The sequence below is a fragment of the Streptomyces sp. ST2-7A genome (assembly GCF_021390475.1).
GTDB lineage: Bacteria > Actinomycetota > Actinomycetes > Streptomycetales > Streptomycetaceae > Streptomyces.
In genome coordinates, this window is sequence record NZ_JAJUWS010000040.1 from 18,491 (window position 1) to 31,903 (window position 13,413).

General features: G+C 74.8%; 9 protein-coding genes. 8 read left to right on the forward strand and 1 reads right to left on the reverse strand.

Translation table 11 applies throughout. The features are described from left to right. Positions 1 to 25 precede the first annotated feature (25 nt). Positions 26 to 307, forward strand: a complete 282-nt coding sequence (locus LZF96_RS20855; protein ID WP_182662874.1) for an HU family DNA-binding protein — start codon at positions 26 to 28, stop codon at positions 305 to 307. A gap of 94 nt (positions 308 to 401) precedes the next feature. Here the strand turns inward: LZF96_RS20855 and murA are convergent, their stop codons facing one another. Continuing rightward, positions 402 to 1,733: a UDP-N-acetylglucosamine 1-carboxyvinyltransferase gene (murA, locus tag LZF96_RS20860; protein WP_233875345.1), complete on the reverse strand. Its 1,332-nt coding sequence runs from the start codon at positions 1,731 to 1,733 to the stop codon at positions 402 to 404. Positions 1,734 to 2,347: 614 nt separating this feature from the next. Between murA and LZF96_RS20865 the strand changes: the two genes are divergently transcribed. The 7 genes from LZF96_RS20865 to LZF96_RS20900 all read left to right on the forward strand — a co-directional run bounded on the left by LZF96_RS20865 (position 2,348) and on the right by LZF96_RS20900 (position 13,350). After that, entirely contained in the window at positions 2,348 to 2,905 is a 558-nt protein-coding gene (locus LZF96_RS20865; RefSeq protein WP_233875210.1) for a YqgE/AlgH family protein, read from the forward strand. An 11-nt stretch (positions 2,906 to 2,916) separates the two neighbouring features. Next, complete coding sequence (locus LZF96_RS20870) at positions 2,917 to 3,213, forward strand: DUF3039 domain-containing protein (RefSeq protein WP_233875213.1); 297 nt, start codon at positions 2,917 to 2,919, stop codon at positions 3,211 to 3,213. A gap of 1,131 nt (positions 3,214 to 4,344) precedes the next feature. Next, entirely contained in the window at positions 4,345 to 5,241 is an 897-nt protein-coding gene (locus LZF96_RS20875; protein WP_233875217.1) for a xanthine dehydrogenase family protein subunit M, read from the forward strand. Between the two features lie 5 nt (positions 5,242 to 5,246). Beyond that, positions 5,247 to 6,623: a 2Fe-2S iron-sulfur cluster-binding protein gene (locus LZF96_RS27400; protein ID WP_267941184.1), complete on the forward strand. Its 1,377-nt coding sequence runs from the start codon at positions 5,247 to 5,249 to the stop codon at positions 6,621 to 6,623. Between the two features lie 26 nt (positions 6,624 to 6,649). Further along, positions 6,650 to 8,956 carry a molybdopterin cofactor-binding domain-containing protein gene (locus tag LZF96_RS20890; RefSeq protein WP_374203296.1) on the forward strand — a complete coding sequence of 769 codons (2,307 nt, stop codon included), beginning with the start codon at positions 6,650 to 6,652 and terminating at the stop codon, positions 8,954 to 8,956. A 100-nt stretch (positions 8,957 to 9,056) separates the two neighbouring features. After that, a complete protein-coding gene (locus tag LZF96_RS20895; RefSeq protein WP_233875274.1) occupies positions 9,057 to 10,739 on the forward strand; it encodes an MFS transporter in 1,683 nt (560 codons plus the stop codon). Between the two features lie 829 nt (positions 10,740 to 11,568). Next, a complete protein-coding gene (locus LZF96_RS20900; protein WP_233875350.1) occupies positions 11,569 to 13,350 on the forward strand; it encodes a DEAD/DEAH box helicase in 1,782 nt (593 codons plus the stop codon). Positions 13,351 to 13,413: the final 63 nt, after the last annotated feature.

Genomic DNA, 13,413 nt, shown 5'->3' on the forward strand with positions numbered 1-13,413 from the left:
CAAGAAACACACAGGAGTACGAACTATGAACCGCACCGAGCTGGTGGCCGCGCTGTCCGAGCGCGCCGAGGTGACCCGCAAGGACGCCGATGCCGTGCTGGCCGCGCTCGCCGAGGTGACCGGCGAGGTCGTCGCCAAGGGCGAGGAGAAGGTCACCATTCCCGGTTTCCTGACCTTCGAGCGCACCCACCGTGCCGCCCGTACCGCCCGCAACCCGCAGACCGGCGAGCCGATCCAGATCCCCGCCGGTTACAGCGTCAAGGTCTCCGCGGGCTCGAAGCTCAAGGACGCCGCCAAGGGCAAGTGATTCCCACCGTCCGTGGTCCCGCCCGTCCGCCGGGCCGGACGACGGACGGTCCCGGGTTTCCCGGTCGACGGGGCCCGGCGGGGGGAAGCGACCCTCAGGGGCGCTCGACCTTGGCGCCGAGCCTCTCGAGCTTGCCCATGAAGTTCTCGTAGCCCCGGTTGATCAGGTCGATGCCGTGCACCCGTGAGGTGCCCTCGGCGGCCAGGGCGGCGATCAGGTACGAGAATCCACCGCGCAGGTCGGGGATGACCAGTTCGCCGCCCTGCAGGCGGGTCGGCCCGGAGACCACCGCCGAGTGCAGGAAGTTGCGCCGCCCGAAGCGGCAGGGGGTGCCGCCCAGACACTCGCGGTAGAGCTGGATCCGGGCGCCCATCTGGTTCAACGCCTCGGTGAAGCCCAGCCGCGACTCGTATACGGTCTCGTGGACGATCGAGAGCCCGGTGGCCTGGGTGAGGGCGACCACCAGCGGCTGCTGCCAGTCGGTCTGGAAACCGGGGTGCACGTCGGTCTCCAGGGCGATGGAGTTCAGCGGTCCGCCGGGGTGCCGGAAACGGATTCCGTCGTCGGTGACCTCGAAGGCGCCGCCGACCTTCCGATAGACGTTCAGGAAGGTCATCATCTCGCGCTGGCCGGCACCCCGGACGACGATGTCACCGCCGGTCGCGAGCGCCGCGCTGGCCCAGGAGGCCGACTCCAGCCGGTCCGGCAGCGCCCGGTGGGTGTATCCGTCGAGACGGTCCACACCGGTGATCCGGATGGTGCGGTCGGTGTCCAGGGAGATGATCGCGCCCATCTTCTGCAGAACGCAGATCAGGTCCTCGATCTCCGGTTCCACCGCCGCGTTGGAGAGCTCGGTCAGCCCTTCCGCCAGCACGGCCGTGAGCAGTACCTGTTCGGTGGCGCCGACAGAGGGGTAGGGCAGGCTGATTTTGCATCCCTGGAGGCGCTGCGGGGCCTCCAGATACTGGCCGTCCTCGCGCTTGTCGATGCGGGCGCCGAATTTGCGCAGTACGTCGAAGTGGAAGTCGACCGGCCGGCCGCCGATGTCGCAGCCGCCCAGGCCGGGGATGAAGGCGTGTCCCAGGCGGTGCAGCAGCGGGCCGCAGAACAGGATCGGAATGCGGGAGGAACCGGCGTGCGCGTCGATGTCCGCGACGTGGGCCCTCTCCACCCGTGAGGGGTCCATCACCAGTTCGCCGGGCTCCTCACCGGCGCGTACGGTCACCCCGTGCAGTTGGAGCAGGCCCCGCACCACCCGCACGTCCCGGATGTCGGGGACGTTCCGCAATCTGCTGGGTCCGCTGCCGAGGAGCGCGGCGACCATGGCCTTGGGGACCAGGTTCTTCGCGCCGCGTACGGTGATCTCGCCCTCCAGCGGTGTGCCGCCGCGAACGAGCAGGACGTCATCGGTGTCGGTGTCGGTCATGGAACTCGCGATCTGCGGGAAGGGGTGGGAACCAGACACGATGATAATCGGACAATCGTGCTGACCATTCCCCCCGATGAGTGACCCGAACATCCGTCGGGCGCCGCTCGGTCGGCGTTCCTCCCCGTATCCCCTTGACGTGTTCCGCGTCGTTCCGCGGGTGTTCCCCGACGACTTCCCCCGGCGTTTCGCGGGGTGCTCCCGGTGGCGTTCCCGAATTTCCCGGCACGTCCCGTCCGGTTCCCGAGGCGCCCTCGGCGCGACCGTGACCCGGTCGCGGCGGAGCGGGTCGGGAACGGGGCGATTCCGGGCGCCGGCCGACGCGATGCGGAAGTTCCCGGCCCCGTGGCGCCCCTTCCGGCATCCCGACCGGTGGCGCGCCGAGACCGAGCACCCCTCGGTCCGGTGTTCGACGGGGAGGGTCCCGGTGTTCGGCGCGCTCCTCCGGCTGACCGCGCACCCACTCCGGACATCTGTACGAAAAACTCGGGTAGCACGGCAGTCGCACGCCGGTCGGCGATCCGCCGAACCGTCCCCGACCGCTCCGGTCATCCGCCGGGGCGCGATGCGTCGTTGTCCTCCCGAGCAGCCCCCGGATGGGCAATCATGGCGTCATGACCGAGGTGTCCTCGCTCGTCGGGCGGCTGTTGGTCGCCGCCCCCGCCCTGGCGGATCCCAACTTCACGCGTTCCGTCGTCCTGATCCTCGATCACGACGACGACGGAGCCCTCGGCGTGGTCCTCAACCGCCCCACCCTCGTGGACGTCTCCGCGGTGCTGGAGCCCTGGGCCGCGCTCGCCGTCGAGCCGGGGGTCGTCTTCCGGGGCGGGCCGGTGGCACTGGACGCCGCGCTCGCGCTGGCCGTGGTCCCCGGCGAGGGACCGCTCGGCTGGCGGCGCGTGCACGGCTCGATCGGCCTGGTGGACCTCGACGCGCCCCCCGAGGTCCTCGCGGGCGGGGTCGGCGCGCTGCGGGTCTTCGCCGGCTACGCGGGATGGGGGGCCGGTCAGCTCGAGAGCGAACTGGAGGAGGGCGCCTGGTACGTCGTGGACTCCGAACCCGGCGACGTCTCGGTGCCCCGGCCGGAGGGTCTGTGGCGGGCCGTGCTGCGACGCCAGCGCTCCGGACTGGCCCTGTTGGCCACATACCCGGACGACCCGTCGCTCAATTAGGCTTGGGATCCATGAGCACTCCTGAGCCCGAGCGCGGGACGGGTACCGGCACCCTGGTCGAACCCACCCCGCAGACGTCCCACGGTGACGGCGACCACGAGCGTTTCGCGCACTACGTCCAGAAGGACAAGATCATGGCGAGCGCGATCGACGGCAGCCCCGTCGTGGCGCTCTGCGGCAAGGTCTGGGTGCCCGGTCGGGACCCCAAGAAATACCCGGTCTGCCCCATGTGCAAGGAGATCTACGAGTCGATGAGCTCCTTCGGCGGTCGTGGTGGCAAGGGTGGCGACAAGGGCGACAAGGGCTGACCCCCGCGCCGGGGCCGCGCGGCCCCGGCGGTGCGCCCGCGCCTCCCGGTCCCGGTCGAGCCGGTTCCGTCCCGGTCGGGTCGCGCCCCGGGGTGGGCCGTCCGTCCGGAGCCGTCCGGGTGCCGTGCCGTCCGCGCCACGGCGTCGTGAGACGGCGTCGTGAGACGGCGGGGTGAGACGGCGCGCGGCGCGCCCCCGTCGTACGACACCGCGCCCGGACGCCCCGGCCGCGCCCGCGTCGCCACGGTGGGACGGACGCCGAACCCCCGACGGCCGTGACCGTCCCCCACCCACCGGGCCCGCGCCCCGGCGCGGTGACGCGCCCCGGACCCCGGCGCGGCCGTGACCTCCCGGAAGCGGCCGCGAAGCCGACCGTGACCGTTCCCCGGCGCCGGGGCCCACGGGTTCCGGCGTGGCGGTGACGCGCTCCGGGCGGGGCCGGCGCGGCCGTGACCTCCCGAGGTCTTCGTGAGGCCGACCGGGGGTGTCCTCCCCGGGACCCGCGGGGACGCGCCCGGGCCGCCGGTGCGCCGGCGACCCGGGCGAGGCGTTCGTGAGACCCCGTGCGGTCGGCCCCCCGTCCGCGCCCCGGCCCGGCCGGGTCCCCGTCGAAGCGTTCGTGACGCCGACCCGGGGGTGTCCTCCGGCCCAGGGCCTCGTGCCCCGGCACCGGTGCGGCAGGGCGGGCCTCCCCGAAGCGGCCGTGAAGCCGTCGACGGGGTCTCCGTGGCAGCCCCCTGACCCACGGGCCCGCGCGGTTCGTGCCCCGCCCGGGATTCCGGGCACGTCGGCCCCCACCCGTGGGGCCCGCGCACCCCGGCGCGCCCGCGCCCTCCCCGGGCGACACGAAACGAAGCGACACGACACGAGCGGGAAGCCGTCGGTGAGGACATCGGGTCCTCCGACCCGGCGCCCCCGGCACCACCGGGGGCGCCGTGCCCACAGAGGTTCCGACGGCCCGAACGGCACCCCCGACCCCCGATTCCCCACCCGGGAACGACCGAAGAGGCCCCCGAGGGGGTCACCCCCCGGTTTGCCGGTCGGGAAAATATGCCAGAGTTGCCACCTCCGGGCCGGGAGGACGTACCGTACGGCTCGGGAGCCGGGTTCCACCGGAGAGGGGCAGCAGGAGTGAGCACGCACGCACCGCGCACGGCGCAGCCGGTCGCGCTCCCGACCACGCTCGACGAGGCCGTCGCGGCGCTGGCCGCGGAGCCCGCGGCGGTGCCGGTGGCGGGCGGGACCGACCTGATGGGGGGCGTCAACGCCGGGCTGTTGCGCCCCGCCGCGCTCGTCGGCCTCGGCCGTTTGGGCGAGCTGCGCGGCTGGGAGTACCGGGACGGCCACGCCGTCCTCGGCGCGTGCATGACCCACGCCCGCATGGGGCGCCCCGACTTCGCCGCCCTCATCCCCGCCCTGGCCGCCGCCGCCCGCACCGCCGGTCCGCCCCAGGTGCGCAACGCCGGGACCCTCGGCGGCAACATCATCACCGGCGCCGCCACCGGCGACACCCTTCCCGTGCTGGCGGCGCTGGAGGCCCACCTGGTGATCGTGGGCCCCGAGGGCTCCGAGCGCGAGATCCCGGTGAGTCATCTGCTGGCGGGCCGCGAGCGGTTGCGCACGGCCGAGATCCTGGCCTTCGTCCGGGTTCCGCTGCTCCACGCCCCGCAGACCTTCCTCAAGGCGACCGGCCGCACCGGCCCCGCCCGGGCGCTGGCCTCGGTCTCCGTGGTGCTGGACCCGGTCCGCCGCGAGGTGCGCTGCGCCGTCGGGGCCGTCGCCCCCATGCCGCTGCGCCCGTTGGAAGCCGAGCGCTGGGTGGCGTCGTTGGTCGACTGGGACGCCGAACGCCGACTGCCCCCGGACGCGCTCGCCGCGTTCGGCGAATACGTGGGGGCGGCCTGCGTGCCGGACCCCGAACCGGGGCCGGAGGGCGGGGAACCCGCCGAACTGTCCCCCGCGCTGCGACATCTGCGGCGCACGGTGGCGGCGCTGGCCCGCCGTGGACTCGGGAGGGCCCTGTCGTGAGCGACATGAACGAGCACCGGCCCCGGCGTCCGGAGGAGCACGCAGGCGAAGGGTTCGAGGGGCCGCGACAGCACCCCGAGCACCCGGAGTACCCGGGGGTGCCGCTCCCGCGCACCGAATGGGGTGTGGAGTACGACTCCGAGGCCACCGCCCACATCCAACTGCCCCCCTCCATCCCGGACACCGACACCTCCGCCGACCCCCTCGCCGCGCCCGGCGGGCAGGACTTCCGGCCGCCGGAGATCGGTAGCGGGCCGGTCGTCCCCGGTCCGGAGACCGACCCCGGCGCGCCGGGGCGCTGGGCGAGTTGGACCATGCCCTTCGGCGCGGACGCCGGCCCCGCCCCCGCCGGACCGGACGCCGCTCTGCGGCCCACCGGGACCGGCCCGGCCGGTCCCGCCGAGGCCCCCACCGCCTTCGCCGGCCACCCGCCCGCCGAGCCCCGAGTCCCGCACCCCGGCTCCGCCGGTTCGGCGGCGGCCATGGGGCAGGGCGCCGCGGCCGCGCTCGCCGGCGTGACCCGGGGCCGCACCGACACCGAGCGTCGCCCCGACACGGATCTCCCGCCCGTCCCGCCCACCCCGGCGCCCCCGACCCCCGGCGGCCCCGGCGCGAACGACCCGGCGACGGACACCGGAGCCGTCGGCGAGGCGTGGTCGGCCCCACCCGGCGGCCCGGACGGCCCCGGCCCCGTCCCGTCCGCCGACTCGCCCTCCGACCCGCTCCCCGAGGCCCTCGCCGCCGACCCCGACCCCCGACCGGACCCCGACGCCACCGGCGACAGCGACCACCCCGTGGTCTCCTACGTGCTGCGCGTCAACGGCGTCGACCGCGCCGTCGAGGGCTCCTGGATCGGCGAGTCCCTGCTGTACGTGCTGCGCGAACGGCTCGGTCTGGCCGGTGCCAAGGACGGCTGTTCGCAGGGGGAGTGCGGTGCCTGCTCCATCCAGCTGGACGGCCGGCTCGTCGCCGCCTGTCTGGTACCCGCCGCCACCGCCGCCGGTTGCGACATCGCCACCGTCGAGGGCCTGATCGAGCACGACGGCTCACCCTCCGACGTGCAGCGCGCGCTGGCCCGCACCGATGTGCAGTGCGGGTTCTGCCTCCCCGGCATGGCGATGACGGTGCACGACCTGCTGGAGGGCAACCACGCCCCCACCGAGCTGGAGACCCGGCAGGCGCTGTGCGGCAACCTCTGCCGCTGCTCCGGCTACCGGGGCGTGCTCGACGCCGTCCAGGAGGTGGTGGACGAACGCGCCGCCAGGATGGCCGAGCAGGAGGCGGAGGCCGAACGCCGGGCCGCCGACGAGTGGGAGACCGACCCCGGCGCCGCCCCCACGGCGCACCGGACCGACCCGAACACCCCGGGAGGCGAGGCGTGAACCGGCAGCAGGACGGCGCGTCGGCCATCACCGTCACCCCGGCCGACACCCCCGTCGGCCCGACCGAGGACGAGCGACCGAGCGGTGGCCCGCCGCACGGCCTGGGCTCCTCGGTGCCCTCCACCGACACCACCGCCAAGGCCGGCGGCACCCACCCCTACACCGCCGACCTGTGGGCCGAGGGCCTGCTGTGGGCGACCATCCTGCGCTCGCCGCACCCACGCGCGCGCATCCTGGACATCGACACCTCGCGGGCCGCCGCCATACCGGGCGTCCGCGCCGTGGTCACCCACCGCGACATCACCGGTGAACCCCACCTGGGCCGCCGCGTCCTCGACCGCCCCGCGCTGGCCTCCGAGGAGGTCCGCCACCACGGCGAGCCGATCGCCGCCGTCGCCGCCGACCACCCCGACACCGCCCGCCTGGCCGCCGCCGCCATCGCCGTCGGGTACGAGGTGCTGGAGCCGATCACCGACCCCGGCGAGGCCTTCGAGTCCGAGCCGCTGCACCCCGACGGCAACCTCATCCGCCACATCCCGCTGCGCCACGGCGACCCCTCCGCCACCGGCGAGGTCGTCGTCGAGGGCGTCTACCGGATCGGCCGGCAGGACCCGGCGCCGATCGGCGCCGAGGCCGGCCTCGCCGTGCCGCGCCTGGACGGCGGCGTCGAGCTGTACACCGCCGCCACCGACCCGCACACCGACCGCGACCGGCTGGCCACGTGCCTGGGCATGGACCCCGACCTGGTCAAGATCTGCGTCACCGGCGTGCCCGGCGCCCTCGGCGACCGCGAGGACCTCGGCTTCCAACTCCCCCTGGCGCTGCTCGCGCTGCGCACCGGCAGCCCGGTCAAGCTGGCCGCCGGCCGCGAGGAGTCCTTCCTGGGCCACGCCCACCGCCACGCCAGCATGCTCAGCTACCGGCACCACGCCGACGCGGAGGGCCGGCTGGTCAAGGTGGAGGCGCAGATCCTCATGGACGGCGGCGCCTACGCCGACGACTCCGCCGAGGCGCTGGCCGCCGCCGTGGCCTTCGCCGCCGGCCCCTACAAGGTGCCCAACGCCGTCGTCGACGGCTGGGTGGTGCGGACCAACAACCCGCCCGCCGGTCACCTGCGCGGTGAGGGCGCGATGCAGGTGTGCGCGGCCCACGAGGGTCAGATGGACAAGCTGGCCGCCCGGCTGGGTCTGGACCCCGCCGAGGTGCGCGCCCGCAACGTGCTCGCCACCGGCGACCGCCTGCCCACCGGCCAGGCCGTGACCTGCCCCGCGCCGGTCGCCGAACTGCTGGAGGCGGTCCGCGAGGCCCCCCTGCCGCCGCTGCCCCGGGACACCCCCGTCGAGGAGTGGCTGCTGCCCGGCGGTCCCGAGGGCGCGGGCGAGCCGGGCGCGGTGCGCCGGGGCGTGGGCTGGGCCGTGGGCATGGTGCACATGCTCGGGGCCGAGGGCACCGACGAGGTGTCCACCGCCACCGTCAAGGTGGAGGGCACCGTCGCCACCGTGCTGTGCGCGGCGGTGGAGACCGGCCAGGGCTTCACCACCCTCGCCCGCCAGATCGTGCAGGAGGTGCTGGGCATCGAGGAGGTGTACGTCGCCCCCGTCGACACCGACCAGCCCCCCGCCGGCCCCGGCGGACGCGGACGGCACACCTGGGTCTCCGCCGGCGCCGTGGAACGGGCGGCCAAGATGGTCCGTACCCAACTCCTCCAGCCCCTCGCCGCCACCTTCGGGATGTCCGCCGAGCTGCTGAGCATCGCCGACGGCAAGATCACCTCCTACGACGGCGTGCTCAGCACCACGGTCGTGGAGGCGCTGGAGGGCAAGGAACTGTGGGCCACCGCGCAGTGCCGCCCGCACCCCACCGAACCGCTGGACGGCGCCGGTCAGGGGGACGCCTTCGTCGGTCTGACCTTCGCGGCCCTGCGCGCCGTGGTGGACGTGGACGTGGAACTGGGCTCGGTGCGGGTGGTGGAACTGGCCCTGGCCCAGGACGTCGGGCGGATCCTCAACCCGGCCCGGCTGCGCTCCCGGCTGGAGGCCGGCCTCACCCAGGGCGTCGGCGCGGCGCTGACCGAGCACCTGCGGGTGGTCAAGGGCGTCGTGCGCCGGCCGGACCTCGCCGGTTACGCGCTGCCCACCGCCCTGGACACCCCGGACATCAGGATCGTCCGACTGGTCGAGGAGCGGGACGTGGTGGCGCCCTTCGGCGCCAAGTCCGCGAGTGCCGCCCCGCTGGTGGTGGCGCCGGCCGCGATCGCCTCGGCGGTGCGGGCGGCGACCGGCCGGCCGGTCAACCGGCTGCCGATCCGGCCGCAGTCCGCCGTCGCCCGCTGACGGCCGGCCCCGCCGGAACGGGACCCGGGACCGGCGGCGGAGGGAATCCCCGACCGAAGGCCATAGGCGAATCCGGTCTTTGGTCCTTACGGTGTCCCTCATGAGTCATGTCGAGGCCGGCGCCGACGTCGCCGCCCGTCCCACCGGAACGCCCGGTCGGCCGGATACCGCCACCCCCGAACACCCACCGGGCGGGGTGTTGAGCGCGCCGTACCGCGCGCTGACCCTGGGAAGCGTCAGCGTCATCCTGCTGATCGCCTTCGAGGCGATGGCCGTGGGCACGGCGATGCCCGCGGCGGCGGCCCAACTGGACGGCCTGGGTCTGTACGCCTTCGCCTTCGCCGCCTTCTTCACCACCAGCCTGCTGGGCATGGTGCTCTCCGGCCAATGGTGCGACCGGACCGGGCCCGTCGCCCCCGTGGTGACCGGTATCGGGATCTTCTGCGGCGGCCTGCTGCTGGCCGGCGGGGCGCAGACGATGTTCATGCTCATCCTCGGCCGGGCCGGCCAGGGCTTCGGATCCGGGCTGATCATCGTCGCGCTGTACGTCGTGGTGCGCCGGGCCTACCCCGACCACCTGCGGCCCTCCGCGCTGGCCGCCTTCGCCTCGGCCTGGGTGGTCCCCGCGATGGTCGGCCCGGTGATCTCGGGCACCATCACCGAGCGCTTCGGCTGGCGGTGGGTCTTCCTCGGCATCACGGTGCTGGTCCTGCTGCCGCTGCTGGTGATGCTCCCCGCGATGCGCCGTTCGGCGAGCGGCCCCACCGAGGACGGGCCGCGGGGCCGGTTCGACGGCCGCGGGTTGCGGCTGGCCGGCGCCATCGCGATCGGCGCGGCCCTGCTCCAGTTCGGTGGCCAGGAACTGCGCTGGTGGTCCCTGGTGCCGGCGGTGATCGGCGCGGCGCTGCTGGTGCCGTCGGCGGTGCGGCTGTTGCCCACCGGAACCTTCCGTTCGGCGCGCGGGATGCCCTCCGCGATCCTGTTGCGCGGCATCGTCTCGGCCTCCTTCCTCTCCGCCGAGAGCTTCGTGCCGCTGCTGCTGGTCACCCAGCGCGGCCTGTCCTACACCCAGGCCGGACTGGCGATCGCCGCCGGCGGCCTGACCTGGGCGCTGGGGTCCTTCACCCAGTCCCGTCCGGCGGCCGAGCCGCACCGGCTGCCGCTCATGCGGGTGGGGACCGTCCTGGTCCCGATCGGGGTGGCCGGCACCGCGCTGGTGCTGCTGGAGGCCGTGCCGGTGTGGTTGCCGGTCATCACCCTGGCCCTGGCCTGCTACGGAATGGGCCTGATCATCTCCTCGGTGGGTGTGCTGATCCTGCGCTTCTCCGAGCCCGCGCAGGTGGGCGGGAACATCTCCTCGCTCCAGGTCTGTGACGCCCTGGCCAACGTGGTGACCCTCACGGTGGTCGGCAGCGCCTTCGCGGCGCTGGGCGGCTCCACCGCGGCCCTCGCCGAGGGCGAGCGGGCGGCGGACGCGCAGATCGCCCCCGGCGCGTTCCTGGTGGTGTACGTCGTGACCACGCTCATGGCGCTGGCCGCGATACCGGTCGCCGGACGGCTGATCCCCCGGGACGCGCCGAAGCGCGACGCCGTCCCGGCGGCCGGCGTCGACGCCGCTCGTGCGGGTGACACCGGCGCCGATGGGCCGGCCACCGAAGGGCCGGCGGCGGGCGACACCGGCCGGGCCGAGGCCGACAGCGACGGGGTCACCGTGGTGCGGGACGCCACCGGCCGGTCCACGCCCCCCGGCCCCGCTCCCGGTCCCATCCCGCCGGTGGACTGACGCCGCCTCACCCGTCCCGTCACCCGCCGGGTTCCGACACCGACAGCGACGTGAACCGTCGTGGTGCGGGACGCCGCGGGAGCCGTCGCGCCCCGATCCGTTCGGGTCGCGGAGGGGCCGACGTCGGGCGGACGGCCGGTGTTCCGTGCCGGGGTCGCGCCCCCGGCGGGCCGGCGCGGGTCGCCCCGCCGGGGGGACGCGGTGTCGGAGGGGTCGCACGGCCCCGTGTCCACCGGCCCCGGGCGGCACCATCGAGATGGGGGACCCCGGCGGCGTTTCCCACTCCGCCGCCGGCCGGGCATCGGCACGGCCGATCGCCCCCCGAAAGTGTGCCGCCGGGACCGGGGCGAGCCCCGCCGGGACGGGGGAGGGGCCGGCCGTCCCGGCGGGCCGCGCCGCGCCCCGGATGGGGCGCGACCTCCCGTCGGGGCGCGGCCTCCTGTCGGGCCGTGACCTCCCCCGAGAAACGGTCCCGTGACGTCGCGCGCCCCGGTCGGATGACGACCGGGGCGCGCACGGGGCCGGGGTTCGGTCGGCCGACTGCGGGACGGACCCGTATCGGCCGGCCGGACGGGACCCGTGGGGGTCAAGGGATCCGCCGGGAACCCGCCGGGGCCGGCGGGAGGGGCCGGCCGGCGCCGCCGGCCCCGGCGGCGTGCCGGCATCCCGGCACGCCGGGATGCCGTTAGGCTGACCGGGTTCCGAACCGCCCCCGACCGAACCCCCGCCGGAGACCGTGACCATCCCGTCGTCCTCCCCAGCCGCCCAGTTGGGTTTCCCGTCGTCCACCCAACCGGATGCCGCCCCGTCCGCCCCACAGGTCGCCACCGTGCCCGCTGCCTCCTCGCACCTGTCACCCGCCTTCCCCGGCCGCGCGCCGTGGGGCACGGCGGGCAAGCTGCGTGCCTGGCAGCAGGGGGCGATGGAGCGTTACCTGGCCGAGCACCCGCGGGACTTCCTCGCGGTCGCCACCCCCGGCGCGGGAAAGACCACCTTCGCGCTCACCCTCGCCTCCTGGCTCCTCCACCACCACGTGGTGCGACAGGTCACCGTGGTCGCGCCCACCGAGCACCTGAAGAAGCAGTGGGCCGAGGCCGCGGCCCGGATAGGGATCCGGCTCGATCCCGAGTACAGCGCCGGACCGCTGGGCCGGGAGTACCACGGGGTGGCGGTCACCTACGCGGGCGTCGGTGTCCGACCGATGCTGCACCGCAACCGCTGCGAGCAGCGCAAGACCCTGGTGATCCTGGACGAGATCCACCACGCCGGCGACAGCCGTTCCTGGGGCGAGGCGTGCCTGGAGGCGTTCGACCCGGCGACCCGCCGGCTCGCCCTGACCGGCACGCCCTTCCGCTCGGACACCAACCCCATCCCGTTCGTGCAATACGGCGAGGACGCCGAGGGCCTGCGCCGCTCGGTCGCGGACTACACCTACGGCTACGGCAACGCCCTGGCCGACGGCGTCGTCCGTCCCGTGATCTTCCTCTCCTACAGCGGCAACATGCGCTGGCGCACCAAGGCGGGCGACGAGATCGAGGCGCGGCTCGGCGAGCCGATGACCAAGGACGCGATCTCCCAGGCGTGGCGCACCGCCCTGGACCCGCGCGGCGACTGGATACCGTCCGTGCTGGGCGCCGCCGACCGTCGGCTGACCGAGGTTCGGCGGGGCATCCCGGACGCGGGCGCGCTGGTGATCGCCACCGACCAGGACTCCGCGCGCTCCTACGCCAAGCTGTTGCGGGAGATCACCGGCGAGAAGCCGACCGTCGTGCTCTCCGACGACTCCGGCGCCTCCGACCGCATCGAGGCGTTCCGGCAGTCCGACGACCGCTGGATGGTGGCGGTGCGGATGGTCTCCGAGGGGGTGGACGTGCCCCGCCTGGCGGTGGGGGTGTACGCGACGACGATCTCCACCCCGCTGTTCTTCGCGCAGGCGGTGGGCCGTTTCGTGCGGTCCCGCCGGCGCGGCGAGACCGCCTCGGTATTCCTGCCCACCGTCCCCTCGCTGCTGGGCTTCGCGCACGAGATGGAGCTCCAGCGGGACCACGTGCTCGACAAGCCGAAGCGCGGCGGGGACGACGACCCGTACGCCGAGGAGGCCGACCTGCTGAAGGAGGCCGAGCGGGAGCAGGACGAGGACACCGGCGACCAGGACCAGTTGCCGTTCGAGGCGCTGGAATCCGACGCCGTCTTCGACCGCGTGATGTACGACGGCGCGGAGTTCGGGATGCAGGCGCACCCCGGCAGCGAGGAGGAACAGGACTACCTCGGTATTCCGGGACTCCTGGAACCCGACCAGGTGCAGATGCTTCTCCAGCGGCGGCAGGCCCGGCAGATCGCGCACAGCAAGAAGAAGCCGGCCGAGGAGGCCGATCTCCTCGAACTCCCCGCCGAGCGGCGGCCCGTGGTCACCCACCGGGAACTCCAGGAGTTGCGGCGGGAACTGCACGGCCTGGTCGGCGCCTACTCGCACCAGACGGGGAAGCCGCACGGCTCGATCCACAACGAGCTGCGCCGTGCCTGCGGCGGACCCCCGACCGCCGAGGCGACCGCCGGGCAGTTGCGGCAGCGCATCGACCGGGTGCGGGACTGGGCCACCCGGATGCGCTGAGCCCCGGCTCGAGCCGGGAGTCCCGGCCGGGTGCCGTCGGTGTCCCGGCCTTGTCCCGTGGAG